This is a genomic window from Mesorhizobium sp. M1050 (genome assembly GCF_040318715.1).
In the GTDB taxonomy this organism is placed as follows: domain Bacteria; phylum Pseudomonadota; class Alphaproteobacteria; order Rhizobiales; family Rhizobiaceae; genus Mesorhizobium.
Genome location: NZ_JAMYMV010000008.1, coordinates 41,953 through 60,551, shown reverse-complemented (window position 1 = coordinate 60,551; position 18,599 = coordinate 41,953). Strand labels below are relative to the sequence as shown.

Here is an 18,599-nt window from a genome sequence, read left to right as displayed (position 1 = left end):
CCCTCATCTCGTCACAAACACCGTCACCAGCGGCTTCTTGCCCCAGGCTTCGTTGGCGGCGCCGCGCACCGCGCGCCGGACTGCTTCCTGCACAAGGTCGAGGTCTTTTCGGCGCTGACGGGGGATCGAGTCCACAGCGCCGATTGCCGCATCGATCATCAGGTCCTCCAGCGTCTCACCACGGCCGTCGGCCTCGGCGACGCCGATGGCGACAAGGTCGGGATCGCCGGCAAGCTCATATTTGTCGTCGAGCACGACATTGACCGCGACATGGCCGGCAAACGATAGCTTGCGCCGGTCGCGGATGCCCATCGCCTGATCGGTGCCGATCAGCCTGCCATCCTTGTAGATGCGGCCGAACGGCACCTGGTCGATGATGGTGGCGGGACCGGGAGCAAGCCTGAGCATGTCGCCGTCGCGCACCTGCGCCACCTGGCCGATGCCCGAAGTCGACATCAGCGACCCCTGCCCCACAAGATGCGCCGCTTCGCCATGCACGGGAACGCCGATCTGCGGTCGAACCCATTCGTACATCTTGCGCAATTCGCTGCGCCGCGGATGGCCGGAGACATGCACCAGCGCGTCGCCGTCCTCGATGATCTTGATGCCGAGGTCGATGAGGCGGTTCTTGATCTCGAGGATCGCCTTCTCGTTGCCTGGAATGGTGCGCGAAGAAAACACCACCGTGTCGCCGGCTGTAAATGATACCGATTTCATCTCGTCGCGCGATAGCTTGGCCAATGCGGCAAGTGGCTCGCCCTGGCTGCCGGTGCAGATGATGACGAGGTTTTCGCGCGGGATGAAACCGAAATCCTCCTCGGCGATGAATTCCGGCAGCCCGTCCATATAGCCGAGTTCGCCGGCGACATCGATCACCCGCTTCAGCGAGCGGCCGAGCACCAGGCACTGGCGGCCGGCATCGCGCGCCGCCCTGGCGATGGAGACGATGCGGCCGACATTGGAGGAAAATGTGGTGACGGCAACACGGCCCTTGGCAGACTGGATAACACCTTTCAGTCCTTCGCCGACCGCGACTTCCGACGGCGACTCGCCTTCCCGCAGCGCGTTGGTCGAATCGCAGATCAGCGCCAGAACGCCCTTGTCGCCATAGGCGCGGAAACGCGCCTCGTCGGTCTTCGGCCCGATCGTCGGCTCCGGATCGATCTTCCAGTCACCGGTGTGGATGACGGTGCCGGCCGGCGAGGTGATCGCCAGCGACATCGGCTCGGGAATAGAGTGCGCGACCGGAATGGCCTCGATCTCGAACGGACCGACGGTGAATTTCTCACCCGCCTTGTAGATCGTCACCGGTATTTTCGGAGCCCCCTGCTCGCCTTGGCGCTTGGCTTCGAGCAAGCCGGCGCTGAACGGCGTCATCCAGACCGGCACCTTCAGCTTCGGCCAGGTGTCGAGCAGCGCGCCATAATGGTCTTCATGCGCATGGGTGATGACAATGCCGCGCAGATTGGCGAGGTTCTCCTCGATAAAGCGCGTATCTGGCAGCACGAGGTCGACCCCGGGGAGGGTGGCATCGGGGAAGGTCACACCGACATCGATAACGATCCACTCGCGCGCGCTCGGCGGACCGTAGCCGTAAAGAGCGAAGTTCATGCCGATCTCGCCAACGCCGCCGAGCGGCACGAAGACAAGGTCGGCGTTTTCCGCTTTCGCCATGATTTTTTCCTTCCTGGTCCTCAGACCAAGTCCATAAAGCAATTCCAGGAAAAGTGTCTAACGATTTTCCCACAGGAATTGCATGAAAACAAACACTTAGAGCCGCTAGCGAACGACCCTAGACGCGGGCAGACGCGACCGCGCCGAAATGCACGTCGCCGGCGGCAACAGTCAGAACAGAACCTTCATCGTCGCGGATCACGAAACGGCAGTCCTCGTCAATGGTTTCAAAGATCCCACGCACGACATTACCGTCAATTCTGACAGCAACCTGCCCACCGAGCCCCGCCGCGCGAGCCAACCAGCGTCGCCTGACGGCGGCAAGTCCGCGCCCTTCGTCCCACAACCGGGCATTCTCGCTCCAGGCGTCCGACAGCGCCAGGAACAGTGTTTCCGCATCGCATGTCGCGCCCAGCGCACGCAATGATGTTGCCGGATAGGGCAAATCCTCAGGGTATGCCACGACATTCACGCCGATGCCGACCGCCACCGCGAAACGGCCGCCTTCCAGGATCGCCGATTCCAGCAGGATGCCCGCCAGCTTGGCACCCGAGGCAAGCACGTCATTCGGCCATTTCAGCTCGAAACGGTTCTTTCCCTCACTGCCGCCGTCGAGGCCGATGGCGATCCGGCCCTTCGGCACGACGGCGTCGAGCGCATCGGCCAGCGCCAGCCCGGCGACGAAACCCAGCGTCGCGGCAAGGCGAAGCTCGGCATTGGTGATGACGAGCAGCGTCGCCGCCAGATTGCCTTCGGGTGTTGCCCAGACGCGGCCACGTCGTCCGCGCCCGCTTTCCTGTTTCTTGGAAACAACCCACAGCCTGCCTGGATCGCCGGCCCTTGCGTGGTCCAGTGCCAGCGCATTGGTGGAGCCGACGCTGTCATGCGCCTCGAGCCGGAACCCTTCCGACGCCGAGGTTGGAGCCAGCCGAAACGCCATGCCGTCTAGAAAAACGTCTTGGCGGCGGCTTCGGCATAGGTGCCGATCGGTCCGCCGATCAGCACATAGAACAGCACGAAGGCGCCGGAGACGCCGAGAACGACACGCAATTCGCTCGCCATCGGCACGAAGCCGCCGACCGGTTCGTCGAACCACATGATCTTGATGATGCGCAGATAATAATAGGCGCCCACGACAGAGGCCAGCACACCGATGATCGCCAGCGCGTAGAGATTGGCATTGATGGCGGCGAGGAAGACGTACCATTTCCCCCAGAAGCCGGCGAGCGGCGGGATGCCGGCCAGCGAGAACATCAGGATGGTCAGGATCGTCGCCATGATCGGATTGGTCGACGACAGGCCGGCCAGATCGCTGATCTGCTCGACATTGCCTTCCTTGCGCCGCATGGCGAGAATGAAGGCGAAGGTGCCGAGCGTCATCACCAGATAGATCAGCATATAGATGGCCACGCCGCGCACGCCGGCCTGGCTGTTGGCGGCAAGGCCGACCAGTGCGTAGCCCATATGGCCGATCGAGGAATAAGCCATCAGCCGCTTGATGTTGGTCTGGCCGATCGCGGCGAAAGCGCCGAGCGCCATCGACGCGATCGAAATGAAGACGATGATCTGCTGCCAGTCGGCGGCGATCGGCTTGAACGCGCCCATGGTGACGCGCACGATCAGCGCCATCGCCGCCATCTTCGGTGCCGCCGCCAGGAAGGCCGTCACCGGCGTCGGCGCGCCCTCATAGACGTCGGGCGTCCACATGTGGAACGGCACCGCCGAGATCTTAAAGGCAAGGCCGGCCAGCACGAAGACGAGACCGAAGACGAGGCCAAGCTGGCGCTCGCCGCTGCCCAGTGCCGTTGCGATCTCCTGGAAGCCGGTGTTGCCGGTGTAGCCGTAAACCAGGCTGATGCCGTAGAGCAGCATGCCCGACGACAGCGCGCCGAGGACGAAATATTTGAGGCCGGCCTCGGTCGAGCGCAGATTGTCACGATTGATCGCGCACAGCACATAGATCGCCAACGACTGCAGTTCGAGGCCGAGATAGAGGCCGATCATGCCGTTGGCGGAGATCATCAGCATCATGCCGAGCGTGCAGAGAAGGATCAGCACCGGATATTCGAACTTGTCGAACCGTTCCGCCTTGGCAAAGCGCATCGACATAACCAGCGTCACCGCCGAGCCGACCAGCGCCAGCACTTTCATGAAGTGGGCGAAGGTATCCTGGATGAATGCATTGCCGTAGGCGCTGCCCTGCCCGGTTTGGAAGATCAGCCAGGCTCCGGCGATCACCAGCACGGCGACGGCAATGCCAGTCACCGTGTTGGCTGTGTTGGCGCGCGAATAGGCCCCGACCATCAGCAGCGCCAGGGCGCCGACGGCAAGGATCAACTCTGGCGTCGAGAGCGACAGGCTGGAGAGAAGGTCCGGCGTCATGTTTCGCAAAACCTCTGGTCAGTTCGCCGCCGCGGTCTGCGCGGCGCCGATGGATGCAGTGACATTGGTGACGAGCGACTTGACCGATTCAGCCGTCGCGTCGAAGACGGGTGCGGGATAGACGCCGAAGAAGATGACCAGCATGACCAGCGGGTAGATGATCAGCTTCTCGCGCGGCGACAGATCCAGCAGGTTTTTCAGGCTGTCCTTGGTCAGCGCGCCGAAGATCACCCGGCGATAGAGCCAGAGCGCGTAGGCGGCCGACAGGATGACGCCGGTGGCGGCGAAGAACGCCACCCAGGTGTTGACCCGGAACACGCCGAGCATGGTTAGGAACTCGCCGACGAAGCCGCTGGTGCCGGGCAGGCCGACATTGGCCATGGTGAAGATCATGAACACGGCGGCGTATTTCGGCATGTTGTTGACCAGGCCGCCATAGGCGTCGATCTCGCGCGTGTGCATGCGGTCGTAGATAACGCCGACGCACAGGAACAGCGCGCCGGAGACGAGGCCGTGGCTGAGCATCTGGAAGATGGCACCCTGCACGCCTTCCTGGTTCATGGCGAAGATGCCCATGGTGACGAAGCCCATATGGGCGACCGACGAATAGGCGATCAGCTTCTTCATGTCCTCCTGCATCAGCGCCACCAGCGAAGTGTAGATGATGGCGACGACGGAGAGCACGAAGACCAGCGGCGCGAACATCTCGGACGCCAGCGGGAACATCGGCAAGGAGAAACGCAGGAACCCGTAACCGCCCATCTTCAAGAGGATAGCTGCCAGGATGACCGACCCCGCCGTCGGTGCCTCGACGTGCGCGTCCGGCAGCCAGGTATGCACCGGCCACATCGGCATCTTCACCGCGAAAGAGGCGAAGAAGGCGAGCCATAGCCATGTCTGCATGTTGGCCGGGAAATTGTGCGTCAACAGAGTGGGGATGTCGGTCGTGCCGGACTGGTAGAACATCGCCATGATGGCGAGCAGCATCAGCACCGAGCCGGCCAGCGTGTAGAGGAAGAACTTGAACGACGCATAGACGCGCCGCTTGCCGCCCCAGACGCCGATGATGATGAACATCGGGATCAGGCCGGCTTCGAAGAAGACGTAGAACAGCACGATATCGAGCGCGCAGAACACGCCGATCATCAGCGTTTCGAGCAGCAGGAAGGCGATCATGTAGGCTTTGACGCGCTTCTCGATCGATTCCCACGACGCCAGGATGCAGAGCGGCATCAGGAAGGTCGTCAGGATGACGAACAGCATCGAGATGCCGTCGACGCCCATATGGTAGGAAATGCCGGAGTCGAGCCAGGCAACTTTCTCGACGAACTGGAAGCCGGACTGCGAATTGTCGAAACCGGTCCAGATCAACAGCGAGATGACGAACGTGAACGTCGTCGTCAACAGAGCGATCGCGCGGATGTTGCGGCGCGCGTTTTCACTGTCATCGTTGATGAACAGGATGAGCAGCACACCAACCAGCGGCAGGAAGGTGACCAGCGAGAGGATTGGCCAGGCGGTCATCAGAGCATCATCCAGGTGACGAGTGCGGCAACGCCGATCAGCATGGCGAAGGCATAGTGGTAGAGATAGCCGGTCTGCAGCTTGACCACGCGGTTGGTGACATCGACGACCCGCGCCGAGATGCCATCCGGGCCGAGGCCGTCAATGACGGCGCCGTCGCCGGTCTTCCACAGGAAATGGCCGAGGCGCTTGGCGGGCCGCACGAACAGGAAGTCGTAAAGCTCGTCGAAATACCATTTGTTGAGCAGGAAGGCATAGAGCCCGCGATGGTGGGCAACCAGATTGACGGGCATTTCCGGCGAGCGGATGTAGAACTTCCAGGCCACCGCGAAGCCGATCAGCATGGCGATGAACGGCGACAGTTCGACCCACAGCGGCAATTCGTGGATCTCGTGCAATATGTGGTTGTCCGGCAGCGTGAACAGCGACGCCTTCCAGAACTCGGCATAGCCTTCACCGATGAAGGCGCCGTGGAAGATAATGCCGGCAAACAGCGCGCCCGCGGCCAGGATGAACAGCGGCACCAGCATCACCGGCGGCGATTCATGGACGTGGTGCATCACCTCATGGCTCGCCCGCGGCTGGCCGTGGAAGGTCATGAAGATCAGCCGCCAGGAGTAGAAGGAGGTGAAACAGGCGGCGATGACCAGAAGGATGAAGGCCATGCCGGCGACCGGGTTGTGGCTGGCAAAGGCGCTCTCGATGATAGCGTCCTTGGAGAAGAAGCCGGCGGTGCCGATGACCGTCACCGGAATGCCGACGCCAGTCAGGGCCAGCGTGCCGATCACCATCATCCAGTAAGTGGTCGGGATCAGCGTCCGCAAGCCGCCCATCCTGCGCATGTCCTGCTCGTCGGAAACGGCGTGAATGACGGAGCCGGAGCCGAGGAACAGCAGTGCCTTGAAGAAGGCATGCGTGAACAGGTGGAAGATCGCCGCGCCATAGGCGCCGACGCCGAGCGCCACGAACATGTAGCCGAGCTGCGAACAGGTCGAATAGGCGATGACGCGCTTGATGTCGTTCTGCACCAGGCCGACCGTCGCCGCGAAAAAGGCGGTGAAGGCGCCGATGAAGGTGACCACCATCAGTGCCGAATGCGACAGTTCGAAAAGCGGCGACAGGCGCGCCAGCATGAACACGCCGGCCGTCACCATGGTGGCGGCATGGATCAGTGCGGAAACCGGCGTCGGGCCTTCCATGGCGTCCGGCAGCCAGGTGTGCAGCGGCACCTGCGCCGACTTGCCCATGGCACCCATGAACAAGAGCAGGCAGACGATCGTCATGGCCGCCTGCTTGTCCAGCGCATAGCCAAGGAAGGTCAGCACGGCGGCGCCTTGTGGCGCGCCTTCGGCCGGAACGAACGTAGCCGCATTGGCGAAGATAGTGCCGAGATTGACCGAGCCGAACAGCACGAACAAGCCGAAGATGCCGAGCGCAAAGCCGAAATCGCCCACTCGGTTGACGACGAAGGCCTTGATCGCCGCGGCATTGGCCGACGGCTTCTTGTACCAGAAGCCGATCAGCAGGTAGGAGGCGAGGCCCACCCCTTCCCAGCCGAAGAACATCTGCACCAGATTGTCCGCCGTCACCAGCATCAGCATGGCGAAGGTGAACAGCGACAGATAGGCGAAGAAGCGCGGGCGGTTCGGATCGTGGTGCATGTAGCCGATCGAATAGATGTGGACCAGCGCCGACACCGTGTTGACCACCACCAGCATCACAACCGTCAGCGTGTCGATGCGCAGCGCCCAGGACGCTTCCAGTCCGCCCGACTGGATCCAGCGCAGCACCGGCACGGTGAACACCTCGCCATGGCCGAAACCGACGGTGAAGAAGGCGATCCAGGACAGCACGGCCGCGATCACCAGGAAGCCGGAGGTGATGTATTCGGACGCCTTGGCGCCTAGCGACGTGCCGAACAGGCCGACGATCAGGAAGCCGAGCAGGGGAAGGAAGACGATGGCCTGATACATGGTGGTTCCGTCAACCCTTCATCATGTTCACGTCTTCGACCGCGATCGAGCCGCGGTTGCGGAAGAAGACGACGAGAATGGCAAGTCCGATGGCGGCCTCGGCCGCCGCGACCGTCAGCACGAACAGCGCGAACACCTGGCCGACCAGGTCGCCAAGTGCGGCCGAAAAGGCGACGAAATTGATGTTGACCGCGAGCAGGATCAGCTCGACCGACATCAGGATGACGATGACGTTCTTGCGGTTCAGGAAGATGCCGAACACACCGAGCGTGAACAGGATCGCCGATACGGTCAGGTAATGCGCGATGCCGACAACCATCTCAGAGTCCCTCGCCTGTCTTGACCTTGCGGATTTCCATGCCCGTCGCCGGCGTGCGGCCGACCTGGGCCGCGATCGACTGCCGCTTGATCCCCGGTTTGTGGCGCAGCGTCAGTACGATGGCACCGATCATGGCGACCAGCAGGATGAGGCCCGAAATCTGGAAGTAGTAGAGGTAGTCGGTATAGAGGATGTCGCCGAGTGCGGCCGTATTTGTCCGCGCCGCGAGATCCGGGATGGGTTTCGAGACCGTAGAGGCGAGCTGCGGCGCGAATGTATAGCCGCCTAGCACGACGATCAGCTCCGCCGCCAGGATCAGCCCGACCATGGCGCCGATCGGCGCATACTGCAGGGCACCTTCCTTCATCTCGGCGAAATCGACGTCGAGCATCATGACCACGAACAGGAACAGCACCATGACCGCGCCGACATAGACGACGAGCAGGATCATCGCCAGGAACTCGGCCCCGGTCAGCATGAACAGGCCGGCGGCGTTGAAGAAGGTCAGGATCAGGAACAGCACCGAATGCACGGGGTTGCGCGACGAAATGACCATGAACGCCGACGCCACCGCGACAAAGGCGAAGAGGTAGAAAAAGGCCGCCTCTAGTCCACTCAGCATTGGGGTTCCCCCATGTTCCTGTCCGAACAGGACGCTCGTCCTGTTTCGATTTTTGCCACCGCCTCCGGTCGGCAAGTTGCGTGTTCCTAGCCCATGTTCCGATCGGGTTGAAAGACCCGATCGAAAGAAACATGCGCCACTCAGAATTCCTGAGGATGATCAGGTCCGAAAAGGCTGCAACTTTTCGGGATCATCCTCTGGCCGAGGCCTCTCGCCCCGTCCATGCGTCAAATATCAGCGGTACGGCGAGTCCAGCGAGATGTTGCGCGCCAGTTCGCGCTCCCAACGGTCGCCATTCGCCAACAGCCTGTCCTTGTCGTAGTAGAGTTCCTCGCGCGTCTCCGTCGCGAATTCGAAATTCGGCCCCTCGACGATGGCATCGACCGGGCAGGCTTCCTGGCAGAAGCCGCAATAGATGCACTTCACCATGTCGATGTCGTAACGCACCGTGCGGCGCGTGCCGTCATTGCGGCGCGGCCCGGCCTCGATGGTGATCGCCTGAGCCGGGCAGATGGCCTCGCACAATTTGCAGGCAATGCAGCGTTCCTCGCCATTGGGATAGCGGCGCAACGCGTGCTCGCCCCGGAAGCGCGGGCTGGTGGGCCCCTTCTCGTGCGGATAGTTGATCGTCTCCTTCGGCGCGAAGAACTGGCGCATCGACAGGAAGAAGGCGCTGACGAAATCCTGCAGCAGCAGCGATTTTGCGGCTTGGGAAAGAGTGGACATCACGCAAACCCCGTGATCTTGAGGACGGCGGCGGTGGCGACCACCATGAACAGCGAGATAGGCAGGAACACCTTCCAGCCAAGCCGCATCAGCTGGTCGTAGCGATAGCGCGGCACGAAGGCCTTCACCATGGAAATGCCGAAGAACACGAAGCAGACCTTCAGCACGAACCAGATGACGCCCGGCACCCAGGTGAACGGCGCGAAATCGAAGGGCGGCAGCCAGCCGCCGAGGAACAGGATGGTGGCCAGCGCGCACATCAGTACGATGGCGACATACTCGCCGAGGAAGAACAGCAGGAACGGCGTCGACGAGTACTCGACCATGTGCCCGGCGACCAGTTCCGATTCGGCTTCCACCAGGTCGAAAGGCGGACGGTTCGTCTCGGCCAGTGCCGAGATGAAGAAGATGATGAACATCGGGAACAGTGCCAACCAGTTCCAATCGAGGAAGGTGTTGGGCAGGCCAAGCCGCGTACCAAGCCCGTCATGCTGCGACAGCACGATTTCGGACAGGTTGAGCGAGCCGGCAGTGAGCAGCACGGTGACGATGACGAAGCCGATCGAGACTTCGTAGGACACCATCTGCGCGGCCGAACGCAGCGCGCCGAGGAATGGATATTTCGAGTTGGACGCCCAGCCGCCCATGATCACGCCATAGACCTCGAGCGAGGAAATGGCGAAGACATAGAGGATGCCGACATTGACGTTGGCGATCGCCCAGCCCTGGCTGACCGGGATGACCGCCCAGGCCGAGATCGCCAGCACGGCCGAGACCAGCGGCGCCAGCAGGAAGACGCCCTTGTTGGCGCCGGACGGGATCACCGGTTCCTTGAAGACGAACTTTAGCAGATCGGCGAATGCCTGCAGCGTGCCCCAGGGGCCGACGACGTTCGGGCCGCGGCGCAATTGCACCGCCGCCCAGATCTTGCGATCGGCGTAGAGGATGTAGGCGACGAAGATCAAAAGCACAACGATCAGCACGACCGACTTCAACAGGATCAGCAGCGCCGGCAACACGTAGAAGGAGAAGAAAGTGTCCATGCTTATTCCGCCGCCTGCTTGAAGCCGCTCTTGGCCAGCGCCGAGCATTCCGCCATCACGGCCGATGCCCGCGCGATCGGGTTGGTCAGGTAGAAATCCTTGACCGGCGAGGTGAAGGTGCCCTTGTTCAGGCGCCCGCCGAGCTTGGCCACTTTGGCGATGTCCTCGGCATTGCCGGCCGCGACCTGATCGATGCGGGCCAGGTGCGGGTATTCTCCGTACAGTTTTGCGCGCAGTTGCGGCAGCGAATCGAACGACAGTTTCTTGCCCAGTACATCCGACAGGGCCCGCAGGATCGCCCAGTCCTCGCGCGCTTCGCCCGGCGCGAAGCCGGCACGGTTGGTCTGCTGCACGCGGCCCTCGGTGTTGACATAGGTGGCCGACTTTTCGGTATAGGCGGCAGCCGGCAGGATGACATTGGCGCGGTGTGCGCCCTTGTCGCCATGCGTGCCGATATAGACGACGAAGGCGCCGCCGGTCTTGGCCATGTCGATCTCGTCGGCGCCGAGCAGGAACAGCAGCTCCATGTCGCCCAGCATGCCGGCAACATTCTTGCCGCCCTCGCCCGGCACGAAGCCGAGATCGAGGCCGCCGACACGTCCGGCCGCATTGTGCAGTACGGCAAAGCCGTTCCAGTCCGCGCGAGCAGCGTTCACAGCGGCGGCTAGTTTTGCCGCCTGGCCGAGCACGGCCGCGCCATCGGCGCGCGCCAGCGCGCCCTGGCCGACGATAACAAGCGGACGTGTCGCCTTCTTAAGCACCTGGAAGAACTTGCCGTTGCCGTCCGCCAGATCCTTCAGCGAATCCGGGCCGGCGCCCAGCTGTTCGTAGTCATAGCGCGTGTCGCCGACATCGCCGACGACACCGACCGGCAAATTGCCGATCCGCCAGCGCTTGCGGATGCGGGCGTTGAGCACCGAGGCTTCGTAGCGCGGGTTGGCGCCGATGATCAGCACCGCATCGGCCTGCTCGATGCCTTCAATGGTCGGGTTGAAGATATAGCTCGCACGGCCAAGCGCCGGATCGAGGGCGGCACCGTCCTGGCGGCAGTCGATATTTCTTGAACCGAGCGAGGCCATCAGCAGCTTCAGCGCGTAGATTTCCTCGACCGCGGCGAGATCGCCTGAAATGGCGCCGATTTTCTCGGGAGCGGTCTTCGACACCTCGTCCTTGATCGCGGCGAACGCCTCGGCCCAGCTTGCCGGAACCAGCTTGCCGTCCTTGCGCACATAGGGGCGGTCGAGGCGCTGCGTGCGCAGGCCGTCCCAGATGAAGCGGGTCTTGTCGGAAATCCACTCCTCGTTCACCGCTTCGTTGACGCGCGGCAGGATGCGCATCACTTCGCGGCCCCGGCTGTCGACGCGGATCGCCGAGCCGACCGCGTCCATCACGTCGATGGATTCGGTCTTGGTTAGCTCCCACGGCCGCGCCTGGAACGCAAAGGGTTTCGAGGTAAGGGCGCCGACCGGACACAGGTCGATGACATTGCCCTGCAGCTCCGAGGTCATCGCGCTTTCGAGATAGGTGGTGATCTCGGCGTCCTCGCCACGGCCGATCAGGCCGAGTTCGGAGATGCCGGCGACTTCCGTGGTGAAGCGGACGCAGCGCGTGCAATGGATGCAGCGGTTCATCACCGTCTTGACCAGAGGCCCGATATACTTGTCTTCGACCGCGCGCTTGTTTTCATGATAGCGCGAGGAATCGACGCCGAAGGCCATCGCCTGGTCCTGCAGGTCGCATTCGCCGCCTTGGTCGCAGATCGGGCAATCCAGAGGATGGTTGATCAGCAGGAACTCCATCACGCCTTCCCTGGCCTTCTTGACCATCGGCGTGTTGGTGAAGATTTCCGGCGCCTCGCCATTCGGGCCGGGGCGCAGGTCGCGCACGCCCATGGCACAGGAAGCCTGCGGCTTGGGCGGTCCGCCCTTCACCTCGATCAGGCACATCCGGCAATTGCCGGCGATCGACAGCCGCTCATGGAAGCAGAAGCGCGGCACTTCCGCGCCAGCGTCTTCCGCCGCCTGCAGCAGCGTGTAGTGGTCGGGTACAGTGATCTCTTTCCCGTCGACCTTGAGCTTTGCCATTCGCCTCAAACCCCTGCGGAGTTCCCGCAATCTCTTTTTCCGGGCATGGTCGAAACCACACCGGGCATTTCATTCACTTCGTGACGGCGAGCGCCGCCGCTTGGGCCGTCCAGTCGTCGCGGCCGATACGTCCGCCGAGCGACAGATAGTCCTCGACCCAGGCAACCTCTTGCGGCGTCCATGCCGCGATCTGGGCATAGGTCCAGATGCCCAGGCCGTTGAGAACCTTTTCCAGCTTGGGACCGATACCCGATATGGCCTTGAGGTCCGCCGGTTCTGCCGGCTTTTCTATCGCCTTGGGCTGTCTGAAATCCTCTGGCATCAGCACATCGGCGGCGTCGCCGGCCGCCGGGACGGCATTCGCCGCCGGCACTGCAGCGGCCGGTTCCTTCGCGGCAATGTCCGTGACTTCCTGGGCAAAGGACTGCGCCTCGGCAATCATGGTTTTCGCTGTCGCGCGCGCCCTGGTGGAGGACGGGCTCGGATCGTCGAACTGCGCGACGCGCGCCTCGAAATCATCGACGATCGGCTGCAGCAGCCGTTGCGAGGCCTCAGCCGCCCCCGAAAGCGCGCCCAGCCAGACGCCGAATGCGTGATTGGCGAACCCGAGGCCAAGCGCCGACATCGCCGCCACACCCGCCACGGGATGTACGAGAAGGTTGACGGCACTGGCCATCTCCTTCGGCATCATCCTGGTCAGGTCCTGGTTCATTTTCTCGAGCTGGTCCAAATTGGGCATCAGTGGATTGGGTGTCGAATACGGCGCCATAGATTCTCCTGGTCGTTTCTTCGTTCGCCCGCCCCGGTTGTCTCAGATCGGGCACTTGCCCGTATTTCCCTTCGGGCTCTCGCCCGCATCCAAAAAAATTCTTCTATTCCGCCGCCACCATCACCGGCTCGGCCCGGTGCGCGCTGCGCGAAAACTCGTCGATGCGCCGCTCCACCTCGCCGCGGAAATGCCGCATCAGGCCCTGGATCGGCCATGCCGCCGCATCGCCCAGCGCGCAGATCGTGTGACCCTCGACCTGCTTGGTGACGTCGAGCAGCATGTCGATTTCGCGCTTCTGCGCCTCGCCGCGCACCAGCCGCTCCATCACCCGCCACATCCAGCCGGTGCCTTCGCGGCACGGCGTGCACTGGCCGCAGCTCTCGTGCTTGTAGAAGTAGGAAAGCCGAGCGATCGCCTTCACGATATCGGTCGACTTGTCCATGACGATGACAGCCGCCGTACCGAGGCCGGACTTGAGGTCGCGCAATGCGTCGAAATCCATCGGCGTATCGATGATCTGCTCGGCCGGCACCAGGGGCACCGATGCACCGCCGGGGATGACCGCCAAGAGATTGTCCCAGCCGCCGCGAATGCCGCCGCAATGCGTCTCGATCAGCTCGCGGAACGGGATCGACATCGCCTCTTCGACCGTGCACGGATTGTTGACGTGGCCGGAGATGCAGAACAGCTTGGTGCCGACATTGTTGGGCCGGCCGATGGACGAGAACCAGGCAGCACCGCGGCGCAGAATGGTTGGCGCCACGGCGATCGATTCGACATTGTTGACCGTGGTCGGACAACCATAAAGGCCGACATTGGCCGGAAATGGCGGCTTCAGCCTGGGCTGGCCCTTCTTGCCTTCGAGGCTTTCGAGGAGTGCTGTCTCCTCGCCGCAGATATAGGCGCCGGCGCCGTGGTGCATGTAGATTTCGAAATCATAGCCGGAGGTGTTGTTCTTGCCGATCAGCTTGGCCTCATAGGCCTCGTCGATCGCCCGCTGCAGCGCCTCGCGCTCACGGACGAACTCGCCGCGTACATAGATGTAGGCGGCGATCGCACCCATCGCGAAACCGGCAAGCAGCGCCCCCTCGACCAGCGTGTGCGGGTCATTGCGCAGGATGTCGCGGTCCTTGCAGGTGCCCGGCTCGGACTCGTCGGCATTGATGACGAGGTAGCTCGGCCGGCCGTCGCTCTGCTTGGGCATGAACGACCATTTGAGGCCCGTCGGAAAGCCTGCGCCGCCGCGGCCGCGCAGGCCCGACGCCTTCATCTCGTTGACGATCCAGTCGCGTCCCTTGGCGACGATGCCGGGTGTGTTGTCCCAGGCGCCGCGCGCCTGCGCGCCGGCCAGCGACTTGTCGAACAGGCCGTAGATGTTGGTGAAGATGCGATCTTTGTCCTGAAGCATTTTTCGTCCCTCAGACCGGCTTCTTGCCGAAGACGCGGATGTATTCGGCGACGCCACCCTTGGCTAGCGCCTTGGCCTGCTTGACCCAGTCGTCACGCTCGATGCGGCCCTGGAACGAGAGATAGCCGTCCACCCACTCACGCTCGGCCTTCTTCCACGATGCGATCTGCGCGAAAGTGAAGATGCCAAGGGAATGCAGGATGCCTTCGATCTTCGGCCCGACGCCCGAGATCAGCTTGAGGTCGTCGACCAGTGCCGGCCTGTCGATGCCGGCTGGACGGTTCTTGTCCTCCAGCGACGGCTTGGAAGGCTTGGAAGGCTTGGCGGCTTTCGCCGCCGGCACTTTGACTTCCGGTGCTTTGAAGGCGGTCGCCGGCTCGGCTTTGTTCTTCGGGCCGCTGCGCTGCTTGGAAACCTGCTCGACCTCGGGGTCCGCCTTGTTGGCATTGGCGGCCGAATGCAACGGTGCCGAAACGCTCGCCGCCTTTTCAACGGCCGGCGCCACTTTGACCGGCGAAGGCGATTTCAGCGCCGGGCTGGTTTCCGGCGCATCGGTTTTCGGCTTGCTGGCCTTCGACGGCGCAACCGGAGCGTCAGCTGCTACTGGCGCGACCGTGGCGATGATCGCATCAGGCGCCGCCTTGGCGGCCTTGGCCGCCTCCCTGGCTTCCCTATCGCGGGTCGACTTGAGAATCGCCTTTTCGCTCTTCAGGCTGGTGAGGCCGGAGGCCGGCTCCGAGCCCGTGCGGCCGTTCTGCGGCCCCGGCGTTACCGAGGCGCCCTTGCCCGCATCATAGAGGTCGATGATCTCGGCCAGCCGTTCGGGGGTGAGGTCTTCGAAAGTATCCTTGAACACCATGACCATCGGCGCGTTGACGCAGGCGCCGAGGCATTCGACCTCTTCCCACGACAAGGTGCCCTTGTCGTTGGTGTGGAACTGGTCGTGATGGATCTTTGACCGGCAGACATCCATCAGCGCTTCCGAGCCGCGCAACATGCAGGGCGTGGTGCCGCAGACCTGGATATGCGCGCGCGTGCCGACCGGGTTCAACTGATATTGGGTGTAGAAGGTCGCCACCTCGAGGCCACGGATACGGGGCATGCCGAGCATGTCGGAGATCGTCTCGATCGCCGCCTTCGTCACCCAGCCTTCCTGCTCCTGCGCCAGCATCAGAAGCGGGATGATGGCCGACGGTTCGCGGCCCTTCGGGTACTTCTTGATCCATTGCTTCGCCGCGGCCGCATTCGCGCGGTTGAAGGCGAAGGATGCTGGCTGGACGCTGGCTTCTGCGAGACGGCGGACTGACATTTAGCGATCGACCTCACCAAACACGATGTCGAGGGAGCCGAGAACGGCGGTGACGTCGGCCAGCATGTGGCCGCGACAGAGGAAATCCATGGCCTGCAGATGCGCGAAGCCGGGCGCGCGCAGCTTGCAGCGGTAGGGCTTGTTGGAGCCATCGGAGATCAGATAGACGCCGAATTCACCCTTCGGCGCCTCGACCGCCGCATAGACCTCGCCGGCCGGCACGCGATAACCCTCGGTGTAGAGCTTGAAGTGGTGGATCAGCGCTTCCATCGAGCGCTTCATCGCCTGACGCTTGGGCGGCACCACCTTGCCGTCGAGGTTCGACACTGGACCGGTGCTTTCCTTGCCCAGCAAGAGATCGACGCACTGGCGCATGATTTTTGCAGACTGGCGCATTTCTTCCATGCGCACGAGGTAACGGTCGAAGCAGTCGCCGTTCTTGCCGATCGGAATGTCGAAATCCATTTCCGAATAGCATTCATAGGGTTGCGACTTGCGCAGATCCCAAGGAGCGCCCGAGCCGCGCACCATGACTCCGGAAAAACCCCAGGCCCAGGCATCGGCCAGCGTTACGATGCCGATATCGACATTGCGCTGTTTGAAGATGCGATTGCCGGTCAGCAGTTGATCAAGGTCGTCGATCGACTTGAGGAACGGATCGATCCATTTGCCGATATCCTCGACCAGCTTCTGCGGCAGGTCCTGATGGACACCACCCGGACGGAAATAGGCGGCATGCATGCGCGAACCGGAGGCGCGCTCATAGAACACCATCAGCTTTTCGCGCTCGACGAAGCCCCACAGCGGCGGCGTCAGCGCACCGACGTCCATCGCCTGCGTCGTCACATTGAGGATGTGCGACATGATGCGGCCGATTTCGCAGTAGAGCACGCGGATCAGCTGGCCGCGCTTCGGCACCTCGATGCCGAGCAGACGCTCGGCAGCCAGCGCGAAGGCGTGCTCCTGGTTCATCGGCGCGCAATAGTCGAGCCGGTCCAGATAGGGGATCGCCTGCAGATAGGTCTTGGCCTCGATCAGCTTTTCCGTGCCGCGATGCAAGAGCCCGATATGCGGATCGACGCGATCGACGACTTCGCCGTCGAGTTCAAGGACCAACCTCAAAACACCATGCGCCGCAGGGTGTTGAGGCCCAAAGTTGATGTTAAAATTGCGGACGGAGGTTTCAGCCATTTACTGCTTTGCCTTCTCGTCACCCGGCAGGACGTAATCAGTACCTTCCCACGGGGACAAAAAATCGAAATTGCGGAATTCCTGCTTCAATTCCACAGGCTCGTAGATGACGCGCTTGGCTTCGTCGTCGTAGCGCACCTCGACGAAGCCGGTCAGCGGGAAATCCTTGCGCAGCGGGTGGCCTTCGAAACCGTAATCAGTCAGCAGGCGGCGCAGATCGGGATGGCCCGAGAACAGCACGCCGTAGAGATCGTAGGTCTCGCGCTCGAACCAGTCGGCACCCGGAAAGACGCCGGTGATCGACGGCACCATGGTTTCCTCGTCGGCCTGCACCTTGACGCGGATGCGCACATTCTGCTTCGGCGACAGAAGATGGTAGACGACGTCGAAGCGCTTGGCGCGTGACGGATAGTCGGCGCCGCAGACGTCGATGATCGAGATGAACTGGCAGCGCGCATCGTCGCGCAGGAAGGTCATGACCTCGACCAGATCGCGCGGCTCGACGCCAATGGTAAGCTCACCATAGGCGATATCAGCGTCATTCACGCGGTCGATCAGCTTCTCGCCGAGATAGGTCGACAGTTCGCTCAGGGATGCGGTCATGGATTTACCGTTCGATCGTGCCGGTGCGGCGGATCTTCTTCTGCAAGAGAAGAATGCCGTAAAGCAGCGCTTCGGCGCTCGGCGGGCAGCCGGGCACATAGATGTCGACCGGCACGATGCGGTCGCAGCCACGCACCACCGAATAGGAATAGTGGTAGTAGCCGCCGCCATTGGCGCAGGAGCCCATCGAGATGACGTAGCGCGGTTCCGGCATCTGGTCGTAGACCTTGCGCAGCGCCGGCGCCATCTTGTTGGTCAGCGTGCCGGCGACGATCATGATGTCGGACTGGCGCGGAGACGCGCGCGGCGCGACGCCGAACCTCTCCGAGTCATAACGCGGCATCGAGGTGTGGATCATCTCGACCGCGCAGCAGGCAAGACCGAAGGTCATGAACATCAGCGAACCGCTGCGCGCCCAGGTAATCAGCGCCTCTGTCGAGGTGACGAGAAAGCCCTTGTCGGCCAGTTCGTTGTTGATCTCGAGGAAGAAGGGATCGTCTCCCCCTACCGGCCGGCCGGTATTGGGATCGAGGATACCTTTAGGCTTCGGCGCGACGAGGGTGCCTGAACTGTCGTTCAATCCCATTCCAGCGCTCCTTTTTTCCATTCATAGGCAAAGCCGATGGTCAGCACCGCCAGAAACACCATCATCGACCAGAAGCCGAGCATTCCGATCTTCGAGAACGACACCGCCCACGGAAACAGGAAGGCCACTTCCAGGTCGAAGATGATGAACAGGATCGACACCAGGTAGAATCGGATGTCGAACTTCATGCGGGCGTCGTCGAACGAGTTGAAACCGCACTCGTAGGCGGAAAGCTTTTCGGGATCGGGGTTGCGGTAAGCCACCAGGAAGGGTGCGGCCAGCAGCGCCAGGCCGACAACCAGCGCCACGCCGATGAACAGGACGATGGGCAGGTATGAGCTCAATAGTGCGTTCATGCTCGGCTTTCCGTTGGCGCCAATCCACGT

At 62.5% G+C, this 18,599-nt stretch carries 17 protein-coding genes; all 17 read right to left on the bottom strand.

What is annotated here, in order from left to right:
- Positions 1–3: 3 nt before the first annotated feature.
- Complete coding sequence (locus tag NKH57_RS07155) at positions 4–1,674, bottom strand: ribonuclease J (protein WP_352942966.1); 1,671 nt, start codon at positions 1,672–1,674, stop codon at positions 4–6.
- Between the two features lie 118 nt (positions 1,675–1,792).
- A complete protein-coding gene (locus tag NKH57_RS07150) occupies positions 1,793–2,614 on the bottom strand; it encodes a biotin--[acetyl-CoA-carboxylase] ligase (RefSeq protein WP_352942963.1) in 822 nt (273 codons plus the stop codon).
- 5 nt (positions 2,615–2,619) lie between these two features.
- Positions 2,620–4,056, bottom strand: coding sequence for an NADH-quinone oxidoreductase subunit NuoN (gene nuoN, locus NKH57_RS07145; RefSeq protein ID WP_023757145.1), 1,437 nt, complete (start codon positions 4,054–4,056; stop codon positions 2,620–2,622).
- Between the two features lie 18 nt (positions 4,057–4,074).
- The gene (locus NKH57_RS07140; RefSeq protein WP_023757144.1) at positions 4,075–5,580 is read right to left on the bottom strand and encodes an NADH-quinone oxidoreductase subunit M; all 1,506 of its coding nucleotides are present in this window, start codon (positions 5,578–5,580) and stop codon (positions 4,075–4,077) included.
- Positions 5,580–7,553, bottom strand: coding sequence for an NADH-quinone oxidoreductase subunit L (gene nuoL / locus NKH57_RS07135; RefSeq protein WP_352602911.1), 1,974 nt, complete (start codon positions 7,551–7,553; stop codon positions 5,580–5,582). The genes NKH57_RS07140 and nuoL overlap by 1 nt, the downstream gene beginning before the upstream one ends.
- 10 nt (positions 7,554–7,563) lie before the next feature.
- Positions 7,564–7,872: an NADH-quinone oxidoreductase subunit NuoK gene (gene nuoK, locus NKH57_RS07130; RefSeq protein WP_019858930.1), complete on the bottom strand. Its 309-nt coding sequence runs from the start codon at positions 7,870–7,872 to the stop codon at positions 7,564–7,566.
- Position 7,873: 1 nt separating this feature from the next.
- A complete protein-coding gene (locus NKH57_RS07125; protein ID WP_352727724.1) occupies positions 7,874–8,494 on the bottom strand; it encodes an NADH-quinone oxidoreductase subunit J in 621 nt (206 codons plus the stop codon).
- Positions 8,495–8,728: 234 nt separating this feature from the next.
- Positions 8,729–9,220 carry an NADH-quinone oxidoreductase subunit NuoI gene (gene nuoI / locus NKH57_RS07120; protein WP_352727722.1) on the bottom strand — a complete coding sequence of 164 codons (492 nt, stop codon included), beginning with the start codon at positions 9,218–9,220 and terminating at the stop codon, positions 8,729–8,731.
- On the bottom strand, positions 9,220–10,263 hold the full coding sequence (nuoH, locus tag NKH57_RS07115) for an NADH-quinone oxidoreductase subunit NuoH (RefSeq protein WP_023757141.1): 1,044 nt from the start codon (positions 10,261–10,263) through the stop codon (positions 9,220–9,222). Before nuoH ends, nuoI begins: the two co-directional genes overlap by 1 nt.
- Before the next feature lie 2 nt (positions 10,264–10,265).
- On the bottom strand, positions 10,266–12,347 hold the full coding sequence (gene nuoG, locus NKH57_RS07110; RefSeq protein WP_352602913.1) for an NADH-quinone oxidoreductase subunit NuoG: 2,082 nt from the start codon (positions 12,345–12,347) through the stop codon (positions 10,266–10,268).
- A 73-nt stretch (positions 12,348–12,420) separates the two neighbouring features.
- A complete protein-coding gene (locus NKH57_RS07105; protein WP_352727719.1) occupies positions 12,421–13,116 on the bottom strand; it encodes a helix-hairpin-helix domain-containing protein in 696 nt (231 codons plus the stop codon).
- Between the two features lie 103 nt (positions 13,117–13,219).
- On the bottom strand, positions 13,220–14,524 hold the full coding sequence (gene nuoF, locus NKH57_RS07100; RefSeq protein WP_352942957.1) for an NADH-quinone oxidoreductase subunit NuoF: 1,305 nt from the start codon (positions 14,522–14,524) through the stop codon (positions 13,220–13,222).
- Positions 14,525–14,534: 10 nt separating this feature from the next.
- The gene (locus NKH57_RS07095; RefSeq protein ID WP_352942954.1) at positions 14,535–15,833 is read right to left on the bottom strand and encodes an NADH-quinone oxidoreductase subunit E; all 1,299 of its coding nucleotides are present in this window, start codon (positions 15,831–15,833) and stop codon (positions 14,535–14,537) included.
- Positions 15,834–17,024 (bottom strand): NADH-quinone oxidoreductase subunit D, encoded by a 1,191-nt coding sequence (locus NKH57_RS07090; protein ID WP_352942951.1) that lies wholly within the window; start codon positions 17,022–17,024, stop codon positions 15,834–15,836.
- Positions 17,025–17,627 carry an NADH-quinone oxidoreductase subunit C gene (locus NKH57_RS07085; RefSeq protein ID WP_352942949.1) on the bottom strand — a complete coding sequence of 201 codons (603 nt, stop codon included), beginning with the start codon at positions 17,625–17,627 and terminating at the stop codon, positions 17,025–17,027.
- Between the two features lie 4 nt (positions 17,628–17,631).
- The gene (locus NKH57_RS07080; protein WP_023757133.1) at positions 17,632–18,213 is read right to left on the bottom strand and encodes a NuoB/complex I 20 kDa subunit family protein; all 582 of its coding nucleotides are present in this window, start codon (positions 18,211–18,213) and stop codon (positions 17,632–17,634) included.
- Positions 18,204–18,569 (bottom strand): NADH-quinone oxidoreductase subunit A, encoded by a 366-nt coding sequence (locus NKH57_RS07075; RefSeq protein ID WP_010910112.1) that lies wholly within the window; start codon positions 18,567–18,569, stop codon positions 18,204–18,206. The genes NKH57_RS07080 and NKH57_RS07075 overlap by 10 nt, the downstream gene beginning before the upstream one ends.
- Positions 18,570–18,599: the final 30 nt, after the last annotated feature.

Coding starts and splice junctions, on each gene's coding strand:
- nuoL (WP_352602911.1), bottom strand. CDS start 7,553: ATGTATCAGGCCATCGTCTTCCTTCCCCTGCTCGGCTTCCTGATCGTC.
- NKH57_RS07140 (WP_023757144.1), bottom strand. CDS start 5,580: ATGACCGCCTGGCCAATCCTCTCGCTGGTCACCTTCCTGCCGCTGGTT.
- NKH57_RS07095 (WP_352942954.1), bottom strand. CDS start 15,833: ATGTCAGTCCGCCGTCTCGCAGAAGCCAGCGTCCAGCCAGCATCCTTC.
- NKH57_RS07125 (WP_352727724.1), bottom strand. CDS start 8,494: ATGCTGAGTGGACTAGAGGCGGCCTTTTTCTACCTCTTCGCCTTTGTC.
- NKH57_RS07085 (WP_352942949.1), bottom strand. CDS start 17,627: ATGACCGCATCCCTGAGCGAACTGTCGACCTATCTCGGCGAGAAGCTG.
- NKH57_RS07150 (WP_352942963.1), bottom strand. CDS start 2,614: ATGGCGTTTCGGCTGGCTCCAACCTCGGCGTCGGAAGGGTTCCGGCTC.
- NKH57_RS07105 (WP_352727719.1), bottom strand. CDS start 13,116: ATGGCGCCGTATTCGACACCCAATCCACTGATGCCCAATTTGGACCAG.
- nuoK (WP_019858930.1), bottom strand. CDS start 7,872: ATGGTTGTCGGCATCGCGCATTACCTGACCGTATCGGCGATCCTGTTC.
- nuoI (WP_352727722.1), bottom strand. CDS start 9,220: ATGTCCACTCTTTCCCAAGCCGCAAAATCGCTGCTGCTGCAGGATTTC.
- NKH57_RS07075 (WP_010910112.1), bottom strand. CDS start 18,569: ATGAACGCACTATTGAGCTCATACCTGCCCATCGTCCTGTTCATCGGC.
- nuoG (WP_352602913.1), bottom strand. CDS start 12,347: ATGGCAAAGCTCAAGGTCGACGGGAAAGAGATCACTGTACCCGACCAC.
- nuoH (WP_023757141.1), bottom strand. CDS start 10,263: ATGGACACTTTCTTCTCCTTCTACGTGTTGCCGGCGCTGCTGATCCTG.
- nuoN (WP_023757145.1), bottom strand. CDS start 4,056: ATGACGCCGGACCTTCTCTCCAGCCTGTCGCTCTCGACGCCAGAGTTG.
- NKH57_RS07090 (WP_352942951.1), bottom strand. CDS start 17,024: ATGGCTGAAACCTCCGTCCGCAATTTTAACATCAACTTTGGGCCTCAA.
- nuoF (WP_352942957.1), bottom strand. CDS start 14,524: ATGCTTCAGGACAAAGATCGCATCTTCACCAACATCTACGGCCTGTTC.
- NKH57_RS07155 (WP_352942966.1), bottom strand. CDS start 1,674: ATGGCGAAAGCGGAAAACGCCGACCTTGTCTTCGTGCCGCTCGGCGGC.
- NKH57_RS07080 (WP_023757133.1), bottom strand. CDS start 18,213: ATGGGATTGAACGACAGTTCAGGCACCCTCGTCGCGCCGAAGCCTAAA.